Source organism: Pseudomonas fluorescens, from assembly GCF_000968015.1.
GTDB lineage: Bacteria > Pseudomonadota > Gammaproteobacteria > Pseudomonadales > Pseudomonadaceae > Aquipseudomonas > Aquipseudomonas fluorescens_W.
On record NZ_LACH01000016.1, the window covers coordinates 41,799 to 61,929 of the forward strand.

Here is a 20,131-nt window from a genome sequence, read left to right on the forward strand (position 1 = left end):
TCAGAATGCCAATTGCCAGGCCGGTGCAGGTGTCGTAAGTCCCTGTTCTGACAGCGCAACTGCGCTGAACGAGGGGCTTTCACAGCCGTTTCTGTCGTCGGCAATCAAAGATCAAAAGATCGCAGCCTGCGGCAGCTCCTACAGGGTGTACGTGTTCTGAGGTAGGAGCTGCCGCAGGCTGCGATCTTTTGATCTTGCTTTAAGGCAAAAACGCAAACTGACCCTGCACATATGCCGGTTGTACATCACAAATTTGCACTGTTACGATCCAGCATCGCTCGCGCGCGAGCTTCTCTATAAAGAACAATAAAAGCAGGGAGTTAGTGATGACTGCTCAGGTTTCTTCTCCAGGGACTTCGTCCATGGATGCCACGCAAAACGAAGTGCTGGCCGAGGTTCGCAACCACATCGGTCACCTGACTCTCAATCGCCCCGCCGGACTCAACGCCATTACCCTGGACATGGTGCGCAATCTGCAGCGTCAGCTCGACGCCTGGGCGCTGGATCCGCATGTACACGCAGTGGTTTTGCGCGGTGCTGGCGAGAAGGCGTTCTGTGCCGGCGGCGATATTCGTTCGCTGTACGACAGCTTCAAAAACGGCGACACGCTGCACGAAGATTTCTTCGTCGAGGAATACGCCCTCGACCTCGCGATTCACCATTACCGCAAACCGGTGCTCGCCTTGATGGACGGTTTTGTCCTGGGCGGCGGCATGGGCCTGGTACAAGGCGCCGACTTGCGGGTGGTCACCGAGAAAAGCCGTCTGGCGATGCCGGAAGTGGCGATCGGTTATTTCCCGGATGTCGGTGGCAGCCATTTCCTGCCGCGCGTTCCCGGTGAGCTGGGGATTTACCTTGGCGTCAGCGGCGTGCAGATCCGTGCGGCCGATGCGCTCTATTGCGGCCTGGCCGACTGGTACCTGGAAAGCGACAAGCTGGGCACCCTCGACGAGCAACTCGACCAGCTCGAATGGCACGAAACACCGTTGAAGGACCTTCAAGGTCTGCTGGCGAAACTCGCCGTGCAACAACTGCCCGCGGCACCTTTGGCGGCATTGCGCCCGGCCATCGATCACTTCTTCGCCCTGCCCGATGTGCCGAGTATTGTTGAGCAACTGCGTGAAGTAACGGTCGCCGACAGCCACGAGTGGGCCATAACCACCGCCAACCTGCTGGAAAGCCGTTCACCGCTGGCCATGGGCGTGACCCTGGACATGCTCCGTCGCGGCCGGCACTTGAGTCTGGAAGACTGCTTCGCCCTTGAGCTGCACCTGGACCGTCAGTGGTTCGAGCGCGGCGACCTGATCGAAGGCGTGCGCGCCTTGCTGATCGACAAAGACAAGAAGCCGCGCTGGAACCCGCCGACCTTGCAGGCGCTGGACGCCGAGCACGTCGCGAGTTTCTTCACCGGTTTTGACCAAAGCGGGAGCTGAGCCATGCACGATATCGAATTGAGCGAAGAGCAAGTCATGATCCGCGACATGGCCCGGGACTTTGCCCGCGGCGAAATCGCGCCCCACGCACAGTCCTGGGAAAAGGCCGGCTGGATCGATGACGGCCTGGTGGCGAAGATGGGCGAACTGGGTCTGCTGGGCATGGTGGTGCCCGAGGAATGGGGCGGCACCTATGTCGACTACGTCGCCTACGCCTTGGCGGTGGAAGAGATTTCGGCCGGTGACGGCGCCACTGGCGCACTGATGAGCATTCACAACTCCGTGGGCTGCGGTCCGGTCCTCAACTACGGCACTGAAGAACAGAAACAGACCTGGCTGCCGGATCTGGCCAGCGGTCAGGCCATCGGCTGCTTCTGCCTGACCGAACCCCAGGCCGGCTCCGAAGCCCACAACCTGCGCACCCGTGCCGAGCTGCGCGATGGCCAGTGGGTGATCAACGGCGCCAAGCAATTCGTCAGCAACGGCAAACGGGCGAAACTGGCCATTGTGTTTGCGGTGACCGATCCGGACCTGGGCAAGCGCGGCCTCTCGGCGTTCCTGGTGCCGACCGATACCGCGGGTTTCATCGTTGATCGCACCGAACACAAAATGGGTATTCGCGCGTCCGATACCTGCGCGGTGACCCTGAGCAACTGCACGATTCCCGAAGCCAACCTGTTGGGTGAGCGCGGCAAAGGACTGGCGATTGCCCTGTCGAACCTTGAAGGCGGCCGCATCGGCATCGCGGCGCAGGCGCTGGGCATTGCCCGCGCAGCGTTTGAAGCAGCGCTGGCCTACTCGCGGGATCGGGTGCAGTTCGACAAACCGATCATCGAGCACCAGAGCATTGCCAACATGCTGGCCGACATGCACACCCGATTGAATGCTGCACGACTGCTGATCTTGCATGCTGCGCGGTTGCGCAGTGCCGGCAAGCCGTGTCTGTCGGAGGCTTCACAGGCCAAGCTGTTTGCATCTGAGATGGCCGAGAAAGTGTGTTCGTCGGCGATGCAGATTCACGGCGGGTATGGGTATCTGGAGGATTACCCGGTGGAGCGTTACTACCGGGATGCGCGGATTACGCAGATTTATGAAGGGTCGAGCGAGATACAGCGGATGGTGATTGCCCGGGAGCTCAAAAACTACCTTGTGTGAGGTCTGGGATCGGGGGTGGTCTTTGAATCCACCCCTCACCCTAACCCTCTCCCCAGAGGGTAGAGGGGACTGACCGAGGTGTTTTTCGAGTTTCATCGACCTGAAAATTCCGGGTCGAACTCAGGATTTGAAAAGCATGGAGATGGGCTCCCTTTCCCCCTCTCCCCCATGGGGAGAGGGCTGGGGTGAGGGGTGGATTTTGAATCTACCCCACTACCATCACTTACCCTTGAACTCGGCCTCACGCTTGGCAATAAACGCCGCCATCCCTTCCTTCTGATCCTGCGTCGCAAACGCCGCATGGAACACCCGACGCTCAAAGCGCACACCTTCCGACAGGCTCACTTCAAACGCGCGGTTGACGCTTTCCTTGACCATCATTGCAATCGGCAGCGACTTCTTGGCGATCAGCGCCGCGACTTTCAACGCTTCTTCCAGCAACTCATCAGCCGGAACAATCCGCGCGACAATCCCGCAACGCTCCGCTTCCACCGCATCGATCAAGCGACCGCTGAGGCACATTTCCATGGCCTTGGCCTTGCCCACCGCGCGGGTCAGGCGCTGGGTGCCGCCCATGCCCGGCAGTACGCCGAGGTTGATTTCCGGCTGACCGAATCTGGCGTTGTCGCCGGCCAGGATGAAGTCGCACATCAGCGCCAGTTCACAACCACCGCCCAAGGCGAAGCCGTTGACGGCAGCAATGATCGGCTTGCGGCGGTTAGCCACGCGATCGCTGTCGCTGAACAGGTCGTCGAGGTATATCTGCGGGTAGGTCAGCTCGGCCATTTCCTTGATGTCGGCACCGGCGGCGAAGGCTTTTTTCGAGCCGGTCAGCACGATGCAACCGATGTTCGAATCGGCTTCCAGGCCATCGAGGGCGTGGTTCAGCTCGCTGACAATTTGCGCGTTCAACGCATTCAGCGCTTGCGGCCGGTTCAGGGTAATCAGGCCCACACGACCGTGGGTTTCCAGCAAAATCGTTTCGTAACTCACAGATGACTCCTTCTTAAAGATTGCGAGAAATAACCATGCGCTGAATATCGCTGGTGCCTTCGTAGATCTGGCAGACACGCACGTCGCGGTAGATCCGCTCCAGCGGAAAATCGTTCAAGTAACCGTAGCCGCCGAGTGTTTGCAACGCCGAGGAACAGACTTTCTCGGCCATTTCCGAGGCGAACAGCTTGGCCATGGACGCTTCGACCAAGGCCGGTTTGCCGCTGTCACGCAGCGCCGCTGCGTAATGCACCATCTGCCGGGCCACAGCGATTTGGGTTGCCATGTCCGCCAGGCGGAACGCGACCGCTTGATGCTCGATGATCGGTTTGCCAAAGCTTTCACGCTCGCGGGCGTAGTCGCGGGCTGCTTCGAACGCAGCGCGGGCCATGCCCACCGATTGCGAAGCGATGCCGACGCGGCCGCCTTCGAGGTTGGCCAGGGCGATTCGATAACCTTCGCCCTCCTCGCCCAACCGATTGGCCACCGGCACCTTCACGTCCTCAAACAGAATCTGGCAGGTGTCGGAGGCGTGCTGGCCGAGCTTGTCTTCGACCCGCGCGACTTTGTAGCCCGGCGAATCGGTGGGCACGATCAGCGCCGTGATGCCACGCTTGCCGGCACTCGGATCAGTCACAGCGAACACGATCACCACCCCGGCGTTCTGTCCGGAGGTGATGAACTGTTTGCAGCCGTTCAACACGTAGTGATCGCCTTCCAGGCGGGCACGGGTTTTCAAGCCGCTCGCGTCGGAGCCGGCCTGCGGTTCGGTCAGGGCAAAGGCCCCCAGCATCGAGCCGCTGGCCAAAGGTTTGAGGAAGCGTTCTTTCTGGTCGTCGTTGCCGTACTTGAGAATCGGCACGCAACCCACCGAGTTGTGCACGCTCATGATGGTCGAGCAGGCGCCGTCGCCGGCCGCGATTTCTTCCAGGGCCATGGCGTAGGCCAGGTAACCGGTGTCGCAGCCGCCCCACTCTTCCGGCACCAACATGCCGAAGAAGCCCAGTTCCGCCATCTCGCCGATGGCTTCCTTGGGGAAGCGATGCTCGCGGTCCCACTCGGCGGCGAACGGTTTCAGCCGTTCCTGGGCAAACTGCCGGGCCGCTTCGCTGATTTGCAGTTGTTCGTCATTGGGAATCATGGCAAATCCTTAAAATTACAGTTGCCCTTGTAGGAGCTGTCGAGTGCAACGAGGCTGCGATCTTTTGATCTTGATCTTTAAAAAAGCAAAGTCAAAAGATCGCAGCCTCGTTGCACTCGACAGCTCCTACATTGCTCCTACAGAGACCGTGCAGGCCTTAGTAGAGGCATTCAACAGCCATGGCCGTGGCTTCACCGCCGCCGATGCAGATTGCTGCAACGCCGCGTTTCAGGCCTTTCTGGCGCAGGGCCGAGAGCAAGGTCACAAGGATCCGCGCGCCAGACGCACCGATCGGGTGGCCGAGGGCGCAAGCGCCGCCGTGAACGTTGATCTTCTCGTGAGGGATTTCCAGTTTGGTCATGGTGACCAGACTGACCACGGCGAAGGCTTCGTTAACTTCGACCAGATCGACTTCGTCCAGCGACCAGCCGGTTTTCTTCATCAGCTTCTCGATCGCCCCCACCGGTGCCACCGGGAACAGGCCCGGGGTGTCGGCAAACGCGGCGTGGCCGTGAATCACTGCCAGCGGTTTCAGGCCGCGCTTTTCAGCTTCGGAACGGCGCATCAACACCAGTGCAGCGGCGCCATCGGAAATCGAGCTGGAGTTCGCCGCCGTCACCGTGCCGCCGTCGCGGAACGCCGGTTTCAAGGACGCGATCTTGTCCAGTTTGGCTTTCGGTGGTTGTTCGTCGTTGCTGATCAGCACCTGCTCTTTACCGACGGTCACGGTGAGCGGCACGATCTCGTCTTTGAAGCTGCCGTCCTTGATCGCCTGCTGCGCGCGGGTGGTCGAGGCAATGGCAAACGCATCCTGGGCTTCACGGGTGAAACCGTTGGTTTCGGCGCAATCCTCGGCGAAGGTGCCCATCAGGCGGCCTTTGTCGTAAGCGTCTTCCAGACCGTCGAGGAACATGTGGTCGAGTACGCGACCGTGGCCCATGCGGTAACCGCTACGGGCGCGGTCCAGCAGATACGGTGCGTTGGACATGCTTTCCATGCCGCCGGCGACAACCACGTCGGCGCTACCGGCCACCAGCATGTCGTGGGCCAGAATCGCCGCTTCCATGCCCGAACCGCACATCTTGTTCAGGGTGGTGCAGCGGGTCGATTTATCCAGCCCGGCGCCCAGTGCGGCTTGACGCGCAGGGGCTTGGCCGAGGCCGGCGGACAGGACGCAACCGAACAGCACTTCTTCAACCGCGTCTGGCGCCACACCGGCGCGTTCGACGGCAGCGCGAATCGCCGCAGCACCGAGTTGCGGTGCAGTCAGGCTTTTCAGTTCGCCCTGGAAACCACCCATCGGGGTGCGGACGGCGCTGACGATAACAATGGGATCGTTGGAAATAGTCATGACAAATCCTCCTTACTTGGCGGCCATGCGCAAGGCGCCGTCGAGACGGATCACCTCGCCATTAAGCATGCTGTTTTCAATGATATGCCTGACCAGCCCGGCATACTCGCCTGGTTTGCCAAGACGTGGCGGAAACGGCACGCCAGCCGCCAGCGACGCGCGGACTTCCGGGGTCATGCCGGCCATCATCGGGGTTTCGAAAATGCCCGGGGCGATGGTCATCACGCGGATGCCGAAGCGCGCCAGTTCACGGGCGGCGGGCAAGGTCAGGCTGACGATTGCGCCTTTGGAGGCGGCATACGCGGCCTGGCCGATCTGGCCGTCATAGGCTGCAGCCGAAGCGGTGTTGATGATCACGCCGCGCTCGCCGTCAGCATCTGCTTCGGTTTCGGCAATCGCCGCAGCGGCCAGGCGCAGCATGTTGAAACTGCCGATCAGGTTGACGTTGATTACCTGGCTGAAATTGGCCAACACGTGCGGGCCGTTCTTGCCGAGGATCTTCTCACCGCGCACGATGCCGGCGCAGTTGACCAGACCATTCAGGCCACCGAAGGCTTTGACCGTCGCCTGCACAGCGGCTTCGGCCGCCGCTTCGTTGCTGATATCCGCCACCACGCTTTGCGCGCCGAGACGTTCAGCCTGGGCCGCAACGGCCTCGGCGTTCATGTCCACCAGCATCACTTTGGCACCGGCAGCGACCAGCATTTCAGCGGTGGCCGCACCGAGGCCCGACGCACCGCCGGTGACGAGAAAAACCTTATTTTCGATCTGCATCATTGTTTCCTTGGATTCAAGCTGAAACGTTCTTCGCGACGGCCTCTTGAGCCTTGGCGATTTCCTGGTTGCGCAAGATAAAGCGCTGCAATTTGCCGCTAGGGGTTTTCGGCAACTCGCTGACAAATTCGATTTCACGGGGGTACGAGTGCGCGGCCAGTCGTTTGCGCACGTGTTGGCGCAGCTCTTCGGCCAGCTCCGGCGTTGCGCGGTATTGCTCGCAAATCACCACGAAGGCTTTCACCAGTTCGGTGCGCTCCGGGTCGGGCTTGCCGACAACGGCGGCTTCAATCACGGCCGGGTGTTCGATCAACGCGCTTTCCACGTCGAACGGGCCGACGCGGTAACCGGAGGTAGTAATCACGTCGTCGCTGCGACCGACGAAGCTGATGCTGCCGTCCGGGTTCCACTCGACGGTGTCGCCGCTCAGGTAATAGTTGCCGACGAAGGCCCTGGTCGGTGCGCCTTCGTAACCGGCGAACCAGCACATCGGCGACTGGGTGCGGTCGATGGCCAGAATGCCCGGCTGACCGACGCCCAGTTCTTTGTACTCGTCATCCAGCACCACGATGCGGTGGCCGGGCGAAGCGAAACCGGCGGCGCCCATGTGGATCGGATGCTCGAGGCCATGGTGATTGCACAGGACCATGCCGAGTTCGGTCTGGCCGTAATGGTCGTGAATCACCACGCCGAGGTTGTCGGCGAACCAGCGAATCACCTCCGGATTCAGCGGCTCGCCGGCGCTGCTGACGATGCGCAGCTTGCCCTTGATCGAGCGGGCGAATTCGTCACCTCCGGCGATCAACAGGCGATAGGCCGTCGGCGAGCCGGTGAGGTTGGTGATCCCGTATTTGTTGATCACCCGACAGGTGCTTTCGAGGGAGAACGGGCCATCGTAAAAGGTGATCGGATGCCCCAGGGCCATGGGCCCGGTGACGCCGAAATAGATGCCGTAGGCCCAACCCGGATCGGCGAGGTTCCAGAAGGCGTCTTCGGGGCGCAAGTCCACGGCGTCACGGGTGTAGTTCTGGAAGGCGACGATGGCCTTGAGCGGAACGGACAGCGCTTTCGACGGACCGGTGGTGCCCGAGGTGAACATCAGCAGGAACGGGTCTTCGCCGGTCAACAGGACGGGTTCGCACACAGGAGAATAATGGGCCAGTTCGGCCCAGAAGCTGTAATCGCCGCGGACGATGCCTTGGCCTTTCGGGCCGGCAACGGTGACGATGGTCGGGCAGTCGGCGACTTCAGAGAGTTTGGAGCGATTGCCCGCGTCGGTGACCACCACTTTGGCGCCAGAGGAGTTGAGACGGTGTTCGATGGCTTTCGGGCCGAATGCCGTGAACAGCGGCTGGTAGACCGCGCCGATGCGCCAGGTGGCGAATACAGTGATCAGCAATTCGATGTTACGAGGCAGGAGACCGGCAACCTTGTCGCCTTTTTTCACGCCTTGGGCCAGGAGGAAATTGGCTAAACGTGCGGCTTTGTCCTGCAAGTCGCTGAAGGTGTAGGTCGCGCTGGCGCCATCACGGCCTTCCCAGAACAGCGCGATGCGCCCCGGCAAGGCATGGCGGTCGCAACACTCGACACAGGCGTTGAGGGCAGTCAAATCGCCCGCGAGCGCGGCATCGACGGTGTGCTGATAATTAAACTGTGATGTAGCAGACAAATAATCGCGCATTGCCAGAATCCCTTTGTATTTTTATTAGGCCGGGGGAACCTTTATTTACAGGGAAATACTCGCTCTGCGCAGGGCGCGGGACAATGGTCAAAGCTATCAAGTTGCGTGACTGGTTTGGCCAAGATTTGAGAGATGTGGCGCCTGTAAGGGCCTCATCGCGAGCAAGCTCGCTCCCACAGTAGTTCTTTGGTGTGAACACTATCTATGTCACACCAAATTCCCTGTGGGAGCGAGCTTGCTCGCGATAGCGTCAGCCCAGGCACAACAGGCTTCGGATCAATCAGCTTCGTTGAGGATCAGGCTGCGGTAATGCCCGGGATTTGACCCCGACCACTTGCGAAACGCCTTGTAGAACGAGCTGGTATCGGCAAACCCCAGCCGCGCGGCGATCTCGGCGAAGCTGATAGCGGGTTCGGCCAGCCAGACAATCGCCAGTTCCTTGCGCACGCTGTCCTTGAGCCCTTGGTAAGTCTGGCCTTCTTCGGCCAGGCGCCGACGCAGGGTGGAAGCCGACATGCACAGCTGTTGCGCCAGGGGTTCGGTTTCCGGCCAGTGTTCGGCGGGGAGTTGCCGCAAATCGTGCTTGATCCGGCTGGCAAGGCTCTCCGGGTCGCGGTACTTGACCAGGATATTGGCCGGCGCATGGGCCAGGAAACGCTTGAGTTCTTCCGGGCTGCGCTTGATCGGCAAGTCCAGGCACTCGGCGGAGAAAATCATCCGCGTGCGCGGCCGGTCGAAACGCAGGTTCTCGGAGAACATCACCTGATAGTCATCGCAGAAGTCCGGTGTCGGGCAGCGCAACTCGATGGCCAGGATCGGAATTCGTCGCCCCGCCAGCCAGCAGGCGACGCCGTGAACGATCATCCAGTAAGTGAAATACGTGAAGGCGCGGCGCGGGTCCTGGTCGTCTTCGAGCAGGACGATTTCCGCCAGGCTTTGCTGACGAACCAACTGCGCGGGCAGGTGTTCGAGCATCAACGACAGGAAGCTCAAGCCCGAGGTCAGGCCGGCGGCCAGGCTCGGCTGGACCATGGAGCAGCGACAGAGAAAAGCCAGGCTGCCGGATTTGAGTTTGCGCGGATCCATGCCAAAAAATTCATCGTCTCCACGTCGCGCCAGTAAACGCCACAGACGCGCATAAGCTGTGGCCGGAACGCGTGCATCGCTGCTGTCGAGCAGTGCCGGATCGATGCCGACCTTGTTCAACACCTCATCGGCGGTCGCTCCGGGGGCGCAGCTTTGCAGCAGTGCTTCACGCACCAGTTGAATGGAGATGGTGTCTTTTTCCGACATTGACCGAGGCGAGCCTTGTTATTTGAGTGCCGGCATCTTAGCGCAGAACCCTGTGGGAGCGAGCTTGCTCGCGAAGGCATATTCAGACCCGCCACCAACCCTTGCGTTACAAAATCCGATAGAGCAACCGCTCGATCCGCACACGACTCACGCGCTTGAGAAACTTGGCCACCGCCGCCGGGTATTCCAGCAGCGTTTCCAGTTCCTGGTAACGTTCGATGCGGCGGGTGTTCTCGAAAATCTCCGCCAGCTCTTTACGACGGGGCTCCAACAACTCACCTTTCGGATCATCAATCAGCAAGGCGTTTTCCAGGTCGAGTCGGAACGCCCGCGGGTTGAGGTTGTTGCCGGTCAGCAAGGTGTAGCGCTGATCGATCCACATGCCCTTGAGGTGATAGGTGTTGTCGCCGTCACGCCACAGATGCAGGTTCAACTGGCCGCTGTCGACGCTGCGATGATGACGTTTGGCGAAGCGCCGCAGGCTGATCTCGTAAAGATAAGGCAGCGCCGAAATCACCTTGAACGGCTCGCTCGGCGGGATGTAGAAGTCGTTGGCCGTCTTGTCGCCGACGATGATGTCGATCTTCACGCCCCGCGCCAGTGCCCGGTTGATTTCCCGAGTCACGGGCAGCGGCATGTTGAAGTACGGTGTGCAGATGGTCAGTTGATGCTGAGCGCTGGCGATCAACTCGCAAATCACCCGGCTCAACGGGTTGTTCTTGCCGACACCGAGCAATGGGCTGACCGACAAACCACCTTTTTCCGTGGTGCCTGTCGTGGTGTCGTACGCCGCGTGCTTGAGGCGGCTGCGCAAGTCGCCGATGTCGTTGCGCAGGCTGCGAGTGGTCGGCAGGTTCGGCAAATCGAGACGATGTACCGCTTTGGAAGCGATCAGACCGTGCTTGACCAGGTGCTGCATGGAATCGGCCAGCGCGCTGTTATGCAGCAGGTGATAACGGTCGTAGCGGTATTTGTCGAACTTGTGCAGATAGACGTTGTTCAGACTCGCGCCGCTGTAGATCACGCAGTCATCGATCACGAAGCCTTTCAAATGCAGCACGCCGAACAGTTCTCGGGTCTGCACGGGAACGCCATACACCGGCACTTCACTGGCGTGAGTGCGGGTGGTTTCCTGATACCAGGCCGAGTTGCCCGGCTGCTTGCCGGCGCCGATCAAGCCGCGCTGGGCGCGCAACCAGTCAACGACCACCACCACGTCCAGTTCCGGACGCGCCAGTTTGGCCGCATGCAAGGCATCGAGAATTTCCTGGCCGGCTTCATCCTGTTGCAGATAAAGCGCGACGATATAAATGCGCCGGGTGGCGCTGGCGATCTTTTCCAGCAGGCACCGACGAAACTCGGCAGCGCCAGAAAGGATGGTGACGGCATCGGCGGTCAGCGGAAAACTGCGCAGTTTGGGCAGCAGAGAGCGTTTGAAAAGCGACGGCATAGGGCTCGCAAAAAGGTCGAATCCGGAGAACCCGAGAGCTTACACCATGGATCGGTTCGGGTCTTGTTACTGACTGTAATGGCCCCATCGCGAGCAAGCTCGCTCCCACAGGGGAACGCATTTCAAATGTGGGAGCGAGCTTGCTCGCGATAGCAATTTTGTAGACGACAAAAATATCTTCTTGACCAAGGAGAACGATCGTTCTACTGTTTGCCACATGAACGAAATAACCAGCAACGACACACGCGACATCATTCTGGATGTCACCGAAAAGTTGATCTACAAAAGTGGCATCGCTGCCACCGGGATGGATCTTCTGGTGAAAACCGCCGGTGTCTCCAGAAAGAGTATTTACCGCTACTTCGCCAACAAGGAGGAGCTCACCGTCGCGGCCCTGCAACGCCGTGATGTGCGCTGGATGCATTGGTACCGAAGCGAAGTCGACCAGGCTGAAACACCGGCCGACCGGCTGCTCAACCTGTTTACCGTGCTCAAGGCCTGGTTCGCCTCCGAAGGCTTCCGTGGCTGTGCATTCATCAATACCAGCGGCGAAACCGGCGACCCGCAAGACCCGGTTCGCCTGGTTGCCAAAGACCATAAACAGAAGCTGCTCGACTACGTGCGCGAGCTCTGCACCGAACATGGCGCCACAGACCCGGAGACGCTGGCCAAACAGCTGCTGATCCTGATCGACGGTGCCATTACCGTGGCGCTTGTCATGGGTGATCACAGTGCCGCCGATAATGCGCAATGCATGGCGCGAAAGTTATTGGACCTGTAACACTTTAACCAAGCCCGACAACTTGCTAGAACTTTACTTTGATAGGGAGACTATTAATGTCTAATGCCGAAGTTCGTCCGCCATTGCCGCCATTCACCCGTGAATCGGCCATTGAAAAAGTACGCCTGGCCGAAGACGGCTGGAACTCCCGCGACCCGGAACGCGTGTCGCTGGCCTACACCCTGGACACCAAATGGCGTAACCGCGCCGAGTTCGCCTACAACCGCGAAGAAGCCAAAGGTTTCCTGACGCGCAAATGGGCCAAGGAACTGGATTACCGCCTGATCAAAGAACTTTGGGCCTTTACCGGCAATCGCATTGCCGTGCGTTATGCCTACGAATGGCACGACGACTCGGGCAACTGGTTCCGCTCGTACGGCAACGAAAACTGGGAGTTCGACGAGAACGGCTTGATGGCCAATCGGTTTGCCTGCATCAACGACATGCCGATCAAGGAAAGTGACCGCAAGTTCCACTGGCCGCTGGGCCGTCGTCCTGACGATCACCCAAGCTTGTCCGACTTGGGCCTGTAAACACTGATCCCCTGTAGGAGCTGTCGAGTGAAACGAGGCTGCGATCTTTTGATCTCAAAAATCAAAGTCAAAAGATCGCAGCCTCGTTTCACTCGACAGCTCCTACAGGGGTTTTGTGGTGTTCAGGCTACCGCGGCCTGCTGCTTGGCCGCTGCCTTGGCTTCCAGCTCCCTCACCAACGGCAATACCCGCTTACCGAAATACTCCACCTCCTCCTGAAAGTGCAGAAACCCCGCCAACACCAGGTCCACGCCCACCGCTTTCAACGCGACGATCCGCTCGGCAATCTGCTGCGGCGTACCAATCAGGTTGGTCTTGAACCCGTCGTTGTACTGCACCAGATCCTCGAACGTCGACTTGGCCCAGTTGCCCTCGCCCTCAGGTGACGCCCTGCCCGCCTGCTTCGCCGCATCGCCAAACGCATTCACCGCCTCGGGGTCCGCCTGATCGATTATTTGCGCCAGTACGGCTCGCGCTTCTTCTTCGGTGTCGCGGGCAATGACAAACGCGTTCACACCGACCTTCACCGAATGATTGTTGGCCGCTGCCTTGGCGCGGATGTCATCGACCTGGGCCTTGATGCCTTCCGGGGTGTTGCCGTTGGTGAAGTACCAGTCCGAAACCCGTGCCGCCATGTCCCGAGCCGCGCGGGAACTGCCACCCTGGAAGATTTCCGGCTGACCCAGCGGCTTGGGTTTGAGGCTGTAGTTGTCGAAACGGTAGAAGTCGCCGCGAAAGGTAAAGTTGTCCTGGCTCCAGATGCCCTTCAGCGAGCGGATGAATTCTTCGGAGCGACGATAACGCTCGTCGTGTTCCAGCCAGTGTTCGCCAATCGCCTGGAACTCACCCTTGAACCAGCCACTGACGATGTTCACCGCCACTCGGCCGTTAGTCAGTTGGTCGATGGTTGCCAATTGCTTGGCCGCCAGCGCCGGTTGCCAAGGGCCGGGAAGGATCGCGGCGATGACTTTCAGTTGGGTGGTGGCGGCCAGCAGCGCATGGCTGAAGGCGACCGATTCGTGCTGGTACTCGGCGCCGTAACCGGCGGTGAAGCGGATCTGCGTCAGGGCGTATTCAAACCCGGCCTCTTCGGCCAGTTGCGCCAGTTTGCGGTTGTAGTCGATGCCCCAGTGGGTGCGTTGCTCGATCTTGCTGACCACCAGCCCGCCGCTGACGTTCGGCACCCAGTAGGCAAATTTGACGGCTTGCTGACTCATTGACATGTCCTCGGGACTTTAGGGAAGTCCTGGGGTAAGAGCAGCAACCGTGCCAGCACCGAAATCTCGGGGTGGGCGAACACTGTGGCGAGGGAGCTTGCTCCCGCTGGGCTGCGCAGCGACCCTTTTTTTTTGTGAGCGCTGCGCACTCAAGCGGGAGCAAGCTCCCTCGCCACAGATGTGGGTGTATCAGAGGCAATTTGCTGATGCACTGTTGGTACAGCAACAATTCACTGCGTGTCGGCATCCAGTTCCTCCCGTAAATCCTGGCCCGCGAGCTTCGGCATGGACCCTGCAATTGCCCCTGGCAGACGCAACACTTTCTACTGCCGACCCAAGGAGCCGTCCCATGACCGAACATCAGGTAATCAATCCGCTGTCCACTGGCACTGACTATGAAACGCTGGCCGCAAGGTTCCGGCCAATTTTCCAACGCATCGCCGCCGGTGCCGTTGAGCGCGAACAGTCCCGCAGCCTTCCGTACGAACCGATTCAGTGGCTCAAGGACGCCGGTTTCGGCGCCGTACGGATTCCCGTTGAATACGGCGGTGGCGGCGCCTCCCTGCCACAATTGTTTGAGCTGCTGATCGAATTGGCCGAAGCCGATTCCAACGTGCCTCAGGCCTTGCGCGGGCACTTCGCCTTTGCCGAGGATCGCTTGAACTCGGCGCCCGGGCCGGCGCGGGATCTGTGGTTCAAGCGCTTCGTCGACGGCGATATCGCCGGCAATGCCTGGACCGAAATCGGCAGCGTGGCGATTGGCGATGTCATCACCAAAGTCTCACCTCATGGCGATCAGTGGAGGCTCAACGGCGAGAAGTTCTACAGCACCGGCAGCCTGTTTTCCGACTGGATCGACGTGTATGCGCAACGCAGCGACACCGGCGGCGACGTGATTGCCGCGGTCCGCACTCGCCAGCCCGGCATCGTGCAGAGCGACGACTGGGACGGCTTCGGTCAACGCACCACCGGCAGTGGCACCTCACGGTTTATCGATGCCGACGTGGAGGCCGAGAACATCATCGACTTCGCCACCCGCTTCAAATACCAGACCGCGTTTTATCAGTTGGTGCTGCTGGCGACACTGGCCGGGATCGGTCGTGCGGCGTTGCGCGATGTGGCTCACCAAGTACGTGAACGCAAACGCATCTACAGCCATGGCAATGCGCAGCACGTCAGCCAGGATTCGCAGGTGCAGCAAGTGGTCGGTGAAATCGCGTCACTGGTGTATGCGGCCGAGGCCAGCGCCTTGAGGGCTGCACAACCGGCGCAGCGGGCTTATCTGGCGCGATTCTCAGGTGATGAAGCCTTGGAACAAGTGGCGAATGTCGCGGCGGAAATCGAATCGGCCAAGGCGCAGGTGGTGGTGTCGGAGCTGATCCAGCGAGCGACTACAGAGCTGTTCAATGCATTGGGGGCTTCGGATACTCGGGTGGGTAAATCGCTGGATCGGCACTGGCGCAATGCGCGGACGGTGTCGTCGCACAATCCGGTGATCTACAAGGCACGGATTGTCGGGGATTGGGCGATCAACGGGACCGAGCCGCCGTTTGTGTGGCAGATCGGGAATGGGCCACAGACCAAGTGATGTGTCGTCAGGGCTGACGCCATCGCGAGCAAGCTCGCTCCCACATTGTTCTGTGCAACGCCGCAGATCCCCTGTGGGAGCGAGCTTGCTCGCGATAGGGCCAGAGCGGTCGCCGCAGAAGTTGGATATAGGTAAGATATCGGCCCTTCCCCCGCAGCCCTGTCCTGCACCCCGCCGAATAAGCCGATTCCATGCCTTTCGAACTCAGTGTTGACCTCACCACCCTGGCCATTCTGGCCCTCGTCGCTTTCATTGCCGGTTTCATCGACGCCATTGCCGGTGGCGGTGGTTTGTTGACCACCCCGGCGCTGCTGACCGCAGGCCTGCCGCCGCATCTGGTGCTGGGCACCAACAAACTCAGTTCGACGTTCGGCTCGGCCACCGCCAGTTTCACCTTCTACCGACGCAAGCTGTTCCATCCAAGGCAGTGGATGCACGCCATTGTCGGCACGCTGGTGGGCGCGCTGACCGGGGCTGTGGTCGCTCACTACCTGCCCGCGGAATGGCTGAACAAGATGCTTCCGGTAATCGTTTTCGCCTGCGGCATTTATCTGTTGTTTGGCGGCACGCCGAAAGCGCCGCTGGACAGCGACGCACCGATCAAGAAAAAGTGGCAATCGACCCAAGGCTTCGGCCTCGGGTTTTACGACGGCGTGGCCGGTCCCGGCACGGGTGCTTTCTGGACCGTCAGCACGATGCTCATGTACCCCATCGATCTGGTGAAGGCCAGCGGCGTGGCGCGCAGCATGAACTTCGTCAGCAACATTGCCGCACTGTCGGTGTTCGTATTTTCCGGGCAGGTGGACTGGATCATCGGCCTGAGCATGGGCCTGTCGGTGATGGTCGGGGCGTTCTTCGGGGCCCGCACCGCCATCAGCGGCGGTGCGAAGTTCATTCGCCCGGTGTTCATCACCGTGGTGCTGGGCTTGACCGTGCGGTTAGCCTGGCAACACTGGTTCAGCGTGGCCTAAGCGCCGCGCCACATAGACGTCGATCAGGTAACGGGCAATCGAGCGTGACGCCGGCAACGGCGGCAGCTCATGAACGTTGAACCACTGGGCGTCTTCGATCTCGTCTTCCTGACACACGATCTCGCCGCCGGCGTATTCGGCATGGAAACCCAGCATCATCGAATGCGGGAACGGCCAGCACTGGCTGCCCATGTACTGGATGTGCTTGACCTCGATCTGCACTTCTTCGCGTACTTCGCGAATCAGGCAGTCTTCGGCCGACTCGCCCGGCTCGGCAAACCCCGCCAACGTGCTGTAGACCCCGGCGACAAAGCGTGGCGAACGCGCCAGCAGGACCTCATCGCCACGGGTCACCAGCACGATCATGCTCGGCGAAATGCGCGGGTAGCTGCGTAAATCGCACGGCTCGCAATACATCGCCCGTTCCCGGACCACCTGGGTCATCGCCTGCCCGCAGTTGCCGCAAAAGCGGTGTTCGCGGGCCCAGGTGCCGATTTGCGCGGCGTAACCGAGCACTTTGTAGAGCGTATGGTCGCCTTCGAGCATGAACGCCCGCAGGCCTTTCCAGTTGCAGCCCGGCACATCGCTGTGACTGCGCAGCTCCAGTAAATAGACCGGTTCGCCGTCCAGGTGACCGATGCCATGTTCGGCGAGGATCGACAGGTCCTGGCGCTTGAGCCATTCGCGGGGGAACAGCGCGCCATTGTCATCGAACAGAAAGCCTTCGGGGCTGCGCGCCACGGCCCAGCCGCCGGGTTGGTCGGTGTCCAGTACTGCAGTGGTCCAGCGTGAAGTCATTTTTAATCAGTCCAGAAATTCGGGTTTCTGTTTGCTCATATGGGCGGCCATGGCCACGCGCAGATCGGTGGATTGCAGCATGGCGGCGTTCCAGGTGGCGACGTATTCGAGGCCGTCATCGATGCGATGGTCGCGCATGTAGCTGATCATCTCTTTAGTGCCGGTGATCGCAATCGGCGACTTGCCGGCGATCTCGCGGGCAATGCCCATGACACCGTCGAGCAGGCTGGCGGTGTCGCTGTAGACGCGATTGACCAGGCCCATGCCACGCGCTTCTTCGGCACCGAACGTGCGACCAGTGTAAGCCAGTTCACGCAGCATGCCGTCACCGATGATCCGCGGCAAGCGTTGCAAAGTGCCAACGTCGGCGGCCATGCCTATGTCGATTTCCTTGATCGAGAATTGCGCGTCTTCGGCGGCGTAACGCATGTCGCAAGCCGAAATCAAATCAATGGCGCCGCCCAGGCAATAACCCTGAACCGCCGCCAGTACCGGCTTGCGGCAATTGTCGACGGCATTGAAAGACGCTTGCAGGGCGAGGATTTTCCGACGCAGCAGGCGCGCGTTACGACCCACGTCCTTGCCCAGTTCATTGGCCACGCCGGCCAGCATCATCAGGTCAATACCGGAAGAAAAATGCTTGCCCGCACCACTGAGCACCACTACCCGGACTTCGTCAGTGTCGTCTATCCACTGGAAAATCTCGATGATCTCGCTCCAGAACGCGGCATTCATCGAGTTGATTTTTTCCGGCCGGTTGATCTGCACATGGGCGATTTTATCGGCCAGTTCGACGGTGAACGCAGTGTACTGAGACATGGCAGTGATCCTTTTACCGGGCAGAAAATGAGGCCCGGACTATAACAAGGCATCAAGGCGGACCGTAAGGCAGCGGTTCGGCCAAAGACGGGACTGGTCGACGCGCACCATAACGGTGCGCAAGCCTTGCCGTGCATCGCACATTCATGTGACATCTCGACTTTTTTTTGAGCCAAAACGGTCAAAAAACATGCCCTTCGTCGGTGCGTTTCTCCCTCCAGGCGGTACGTCCGTACCTCTTTAAACCGATTGTCGAACAATTTTGCCATCTGGTCTCCACCGCTCTAAGTTCTGGCCTAGACTCAGCTCCGCGGGGCGAAACCGGTCGGTCACAAAGCGGAAAGAAAGTCGAAACTTTTGCCGGGCGTGACGGGTCAGCTTAAAAGGAGGGGCGTTGCGACTGGTGCAATCCTTGCAACGATCACTACAGCCATTCTGCTTCATCGTATTGGCAGCGCTTGCTCACCGATGCGTAGCGCGTTTGCGCCCGGCCACAGGAATTGGCCACGAAACACCGTTTGTGCCAGACCTAAGAATTAGATCAACAACACGGGAGATTCATATGATCAGTGCGGCTTTAGATATTCAGGGAGAACGTGCTCATCAGCAGGTCGGCGAAACGAGCGCCGTGAGCGCTCCAAGTCACCAATCGATCAGCGTCCCAGGCACCAAGACGCTGACACCGGTGGCCAGTCAGAATCCCAACAAGAAGAAAGTGCTGTTCGTCACCTCGGAGATCGCCGATCTGGTGAAAACCGGAGGTCTGGGCGACGTTTCCGCAGCGCTGCCGCGAGCCATGGCTCACTTGCACGATGTGCGGGTGTTGATCCCCGGTTACCCGCAAGTGCTGCACAGCGAAAACCCGATTCACATCATTGGTGAACTCGGTGGTCACGCCGCGTTGCCCCCCTGCAAGATCGGGCGCATGGACATGCCCGATGGTCTGGTCATTTACGTGTTGATCTGCCCCGAGCTCTATGAGCGCGAGGGTTCGCCTTACGGTGCCAACAACGGCCGCGACTGGCCGGACAACCACATCCGTTTCGCCCGCCTGGGCCTGGCCGCCGCCGACATCGCCGCCAACCTTGCACAAATTCACTGGTGCCCGGACCTGGTGCACGCCCATGACTGGCCTGCCGGCCTGGCACCCGCTTACATGCACTGGCGTGGTCAGCGCACCCCGACGCTGTTCACCATTCATAACCTCGCCTACCAGGGCGTTACCAGTCTTGGCTCGTGCCCGGAACTGGGTATTCCCCTGCATGCCTTGCAACAGGAAGGCATGGAGTTCTACGGCAAGATGTCGTTCCTCAAGGCCGGCATGGCTTATTCGAGCCACATCACCACCGTCAGCGCCACCTATGCCCAGGAAATCACCACCCCGGCCTTCGGCTGCGGTCTCGACGGCTTTCTTGCCGCCAAGACCCAGCAAGGCCTGCTCAGTGGTATTCCCAATGGCATCGATGAAAGCTGGGACGCTGCCACCGACCCGCACCTGTTCTGCCCCTTCAAAATTGGCGATTGGGAAGGCAAAGCGGTCAACGCCGCCCACGTGCGTGAGCTGTTCGGCCTGGACGATAGCGAAGGTCCGCTGTTCGCCGTGGTTTCGCGACTGGTCTATCAGAAAGGCCTGGACCTGACCGAAGCCGTCTCCGAGTACATCGTCAAATCTGGCGGGCAGATCGCGATCATCGGTCGTGGCGAGCCGGAAGAAGAACAAGCCATGCGTGAGCTGGCCGTGCGCTTTCCAGGTCAGATCGGCGTGCGCATCGGTTTCAACGAAACCGACGCCCGTCGCATGTTCGCCGGCAGTGATTTCCTGCTGATGCCTTCACGTTACGAGCCTTGCGGGCTGAGCCAGATGTACGCCCAGCGCTTCGGTTCATTGCCGGTTGCACGCAACACCGGGGGTTTGGCCGACACCATTGAAAACGGCGTGACCGGTTTCCTGTTCGACGAATCCACGGCCGAGAGCTACGAGGAAGCCCTGAGCCGGGCCTTCAAGGTTTTTGCCTTCCCCGACCTGCTCAATGCCATGCGTTGCCGGGCCATGGCCGCGCCTTTCAACTGGTGCAAGGCGGTCGAACCATACGCCGAACTCTACGAACAGCTTGTCACTAAGGCGTTGGGTAAATCGGGCAAACATTAAGAGG

Annotated in this window: 17 protein-coding genes; 7 read left to right on the forward strand and 10 right to left on the reverse strand. The window is 60.1% G+C overall.

The features are described from left to right. The first annotated feature begins 326 nt into the window (after positions 1-326). Together VD17_RS09160 and VD17_RS09165 are read left to right on the forward strand one after the other, a co-directional pair. Complete coding sequence (locus tag VD17_RS09160) at positions 327-1,433, forward strand: enoyl-CoA hydratase/isomerase family protein (RefSeq protein ID WP_046053557.1); 1,107 nt, start codon at positions 327-329, stop codon at positions 1,431-1,433. 3 nt (positions 1,434-1,436) lie between these two features. Then, the gene (locus tag VD17_RS09165; protein WP_046053558.1) at positions 1,437-2,588 is read left to right on the forward strand and encodes an acyl-CoA dehydrogenase family protein; all 1,152 of its coding nucleotides are present in this window, start codon (positions 1,437-1,439) and stop codon (positions 2,586-2,588) included. 219 nt (positions 2,589-2,807) lie between these two features. On the opposite strand, the gene VD17_RS09170 is transcribed toward VD17_RS09165, so the two are convergent. The 7 genes from VD17_RS09170 to pssA all read right to left on the reverse strand — a co-directional run bounded on the left by VD17_RS09170 (position 2,808) and on the right by pssA (position 11,271). Then, positions 2,808-3,581, reverse strand: a complete 774-nt coding sequence (locus tag VD17_RS09170; RefSeq protein WP_046053559.1) for an enoyl-CoA hydratase — start codon at positions 3,579-3,581, stop codon at positions 2,808-2,810. 13 nt (positions 3,582-3,594) lie between these two features. Further along, positions 3,595-4,722 (reverse strand): acyl-CoA dehydrogenase, encoded by a 1,128-nt coding sequence (locus VD17_RS09175; protein WP_046046988.1) that lies wholly within the window; start codon positions 4,720-4,722, stop codon positions 3,595-3,597. Between the two features lie 157 nt (positions 4,723-4,879). Further along, the gene (locus VD17_RS09180) at positions 4,880-6,073 is read right to left on the reverse strand and encodes an acetyl-CoA C-acyltransferase (RefSeq protein ID WP_046053560.1); all 1,194 of its coding nucleotides are present in this window, start codon (positions 6,071-6,073) and stop codon (positions 4,880-4,882) included. Between the two features lie 12 nt (positions 6,074-6,085). After that, a complete protein-coding gene (locus VD17_RS09185) occupies positions 6,086-6,847 on the reverse strand; it encodes an SDR family NAD(P)-dependent oxidoreductase (protein ID WP_033054749.1) in 762 nt (253 codons plus the stop codon). Between the two features lie 16 nt (positions 6,848-6,863). Then, on the reverse strand, positions 6,864-8,528 hold the full coding sequence (locus tag VD17_RS09190) for an AMP-binding protein (RefSeq protein ID WP_046053561.1): 1,665 nt from the start codon (positions 8,526-8,528) through the stop codon (positions 6,864-6,866). 276 nt (positions 8,529-8,804) lie between these two features. Then, complete coding sequence (locus tag VD17_RS09195; RefSeq protein ID WP_046053562.1) at positions 8,805-9,821, reverse strand: AraC family transcriptional regulator; 1,017 nt, start codon at positions 9,819-9,821, stop codon at positions 8,805-8,807. 106 nt (positions 9,822-9,927) lie between these two features. Then, positions 9,928-11,271: a CDP-diacylglycerol--serine O-phosphatidyltransferase gene (gene pssA, locus VD17_RS09200; protein WP_046053563.1), complete on the reverse strand. Its 1,344-nt coding sequence runs from the start codon at positions 11,269-11,271 to the stop codon at positions 9,928-9,930. Positions 11,272-11,488: 217 nt separating this feature from the next. Here pssA and VD17_RS09205 point away from each other — a divergent pair, with 217 nt between their 5' ends. Both VD17_RS09205 and VD17_RS09210 read left to right on the forward strand, forming a co-directional pair. Continuing rightward, positions 11,489-12,052 carry a TetR/AcrR family transcriptional regulator gene (locus tag VD17_RS09205; protein WP_008152706.1) on the forward strand — a complete coding sequence of 188 codons (564 nt, stop codon included), beginning with the start codon at positions 11,489-11,491 and terminating at the stop codon, positions 12,050-12,052. Positions 12,053-12,108: 56 nt separating this feature from the next. Next, entirely contained in the window at positions 12,109-12,585 is a 477-nt protein-coding gene (locus tag VD17_RS09210) for a nuclear transport factor 2 family protein (protein WP_010460010.1), read from the forward strand. A 122-nt stretch (positions 12,586-12,707) separates the two neighbouring features. Here the strand turns inward: VD17_RS09210 and sfnG are convergent, their stop codons facing one another. Next, on the reverse strand, positions 12,708-13,808 hold the full coding sequence (gene sfnG, locus VD17_RS09215) for a dimethylsulfone monooxygenase SfnG (protein WP_185753128.1): 1,101 nt from the start codon (positions 13,806-13,808) through the stop codon (positions 12,708-12,710). Between the two features lie 343 nt (positions 13,809-14,151). Here sfnG and VD17_RS09220 point away from each other — a divergent pair, with 343 nt between their 5' ends. After that, positions 14,152-15,390, forward strand: coding sequence for an acyl-CoA dehydrogenase family protein (locus VD17_RS09220; protein ID WP_046053565.1), 1,239 nt, complete (start codon positions 14,152-14,154; stop codon positions 15,388-15,390). Positions 15,391-15,581: 191 nt separating this feature from the next. Then, positions 15,582-16,361 carry a TSUP family transporter gene (locus VD17_RS09225; RefSeq protein ID WP_046053566.1) on the forward strand — a complete coding sequence of 260 codons (780 nt, stop codon included), beginning with the start codon at positions 15,582-15,584 and terminating at the stop codon, positions 16,359-16,361. Here VD17_RS09225 and nudC read toward each other — a convergent pair. Both nudC and VD17_RS09235 read right to left on the reverse strand, forming a co-directional pair. Beyond that, positions 16,329-17,159 carry an NAD(+) diphosphatase gene (gene nudC, locus VD17_RS09230; protein WP_046053567.1) on the reverse strand — a complete coding sequence of 277 codons (831 nt, stop codon included), beginning with the start codon at positions 17,157-17,159 and terminating at the stop codon, positions 16,329-16,331. The two genes, VD17_RS09225 and nudC, sit on opposite strands and share 33 nt — an antisense overlap. Before the next feature lie 6 nt (positions 17,160-17,165). Then, positions 17,166-17,978: a crotonase/enoyl-CoA hydratase family protein gene (locus VD17_RS09235; protein WP_033054737.1), complete on the reverse strand. Its 813-nt coding sequence runs from the start codon at positions 17,976-17,978 to the stop codon at positions 17,166-17,168. 562 nt (positions 17,979-18,540) lie between these two features. On the opposite strand from VD17_RS09235, the gene glgA reads away from it, so the two are divergent. After that, positions 18,541-20,127, forward strand: coding sequence for a glycogen synthase GlgA (gene glgA / locus VD17_RS09240; RefSeq protein ID WP_046053568.1), 1,587 nt, complete (start codon positions 18,541-18,543; stop codon positions 20,125-20,127). The last annotated feature ends 4 nt before the right edge of the window (positions 20,128-20,131 follow it).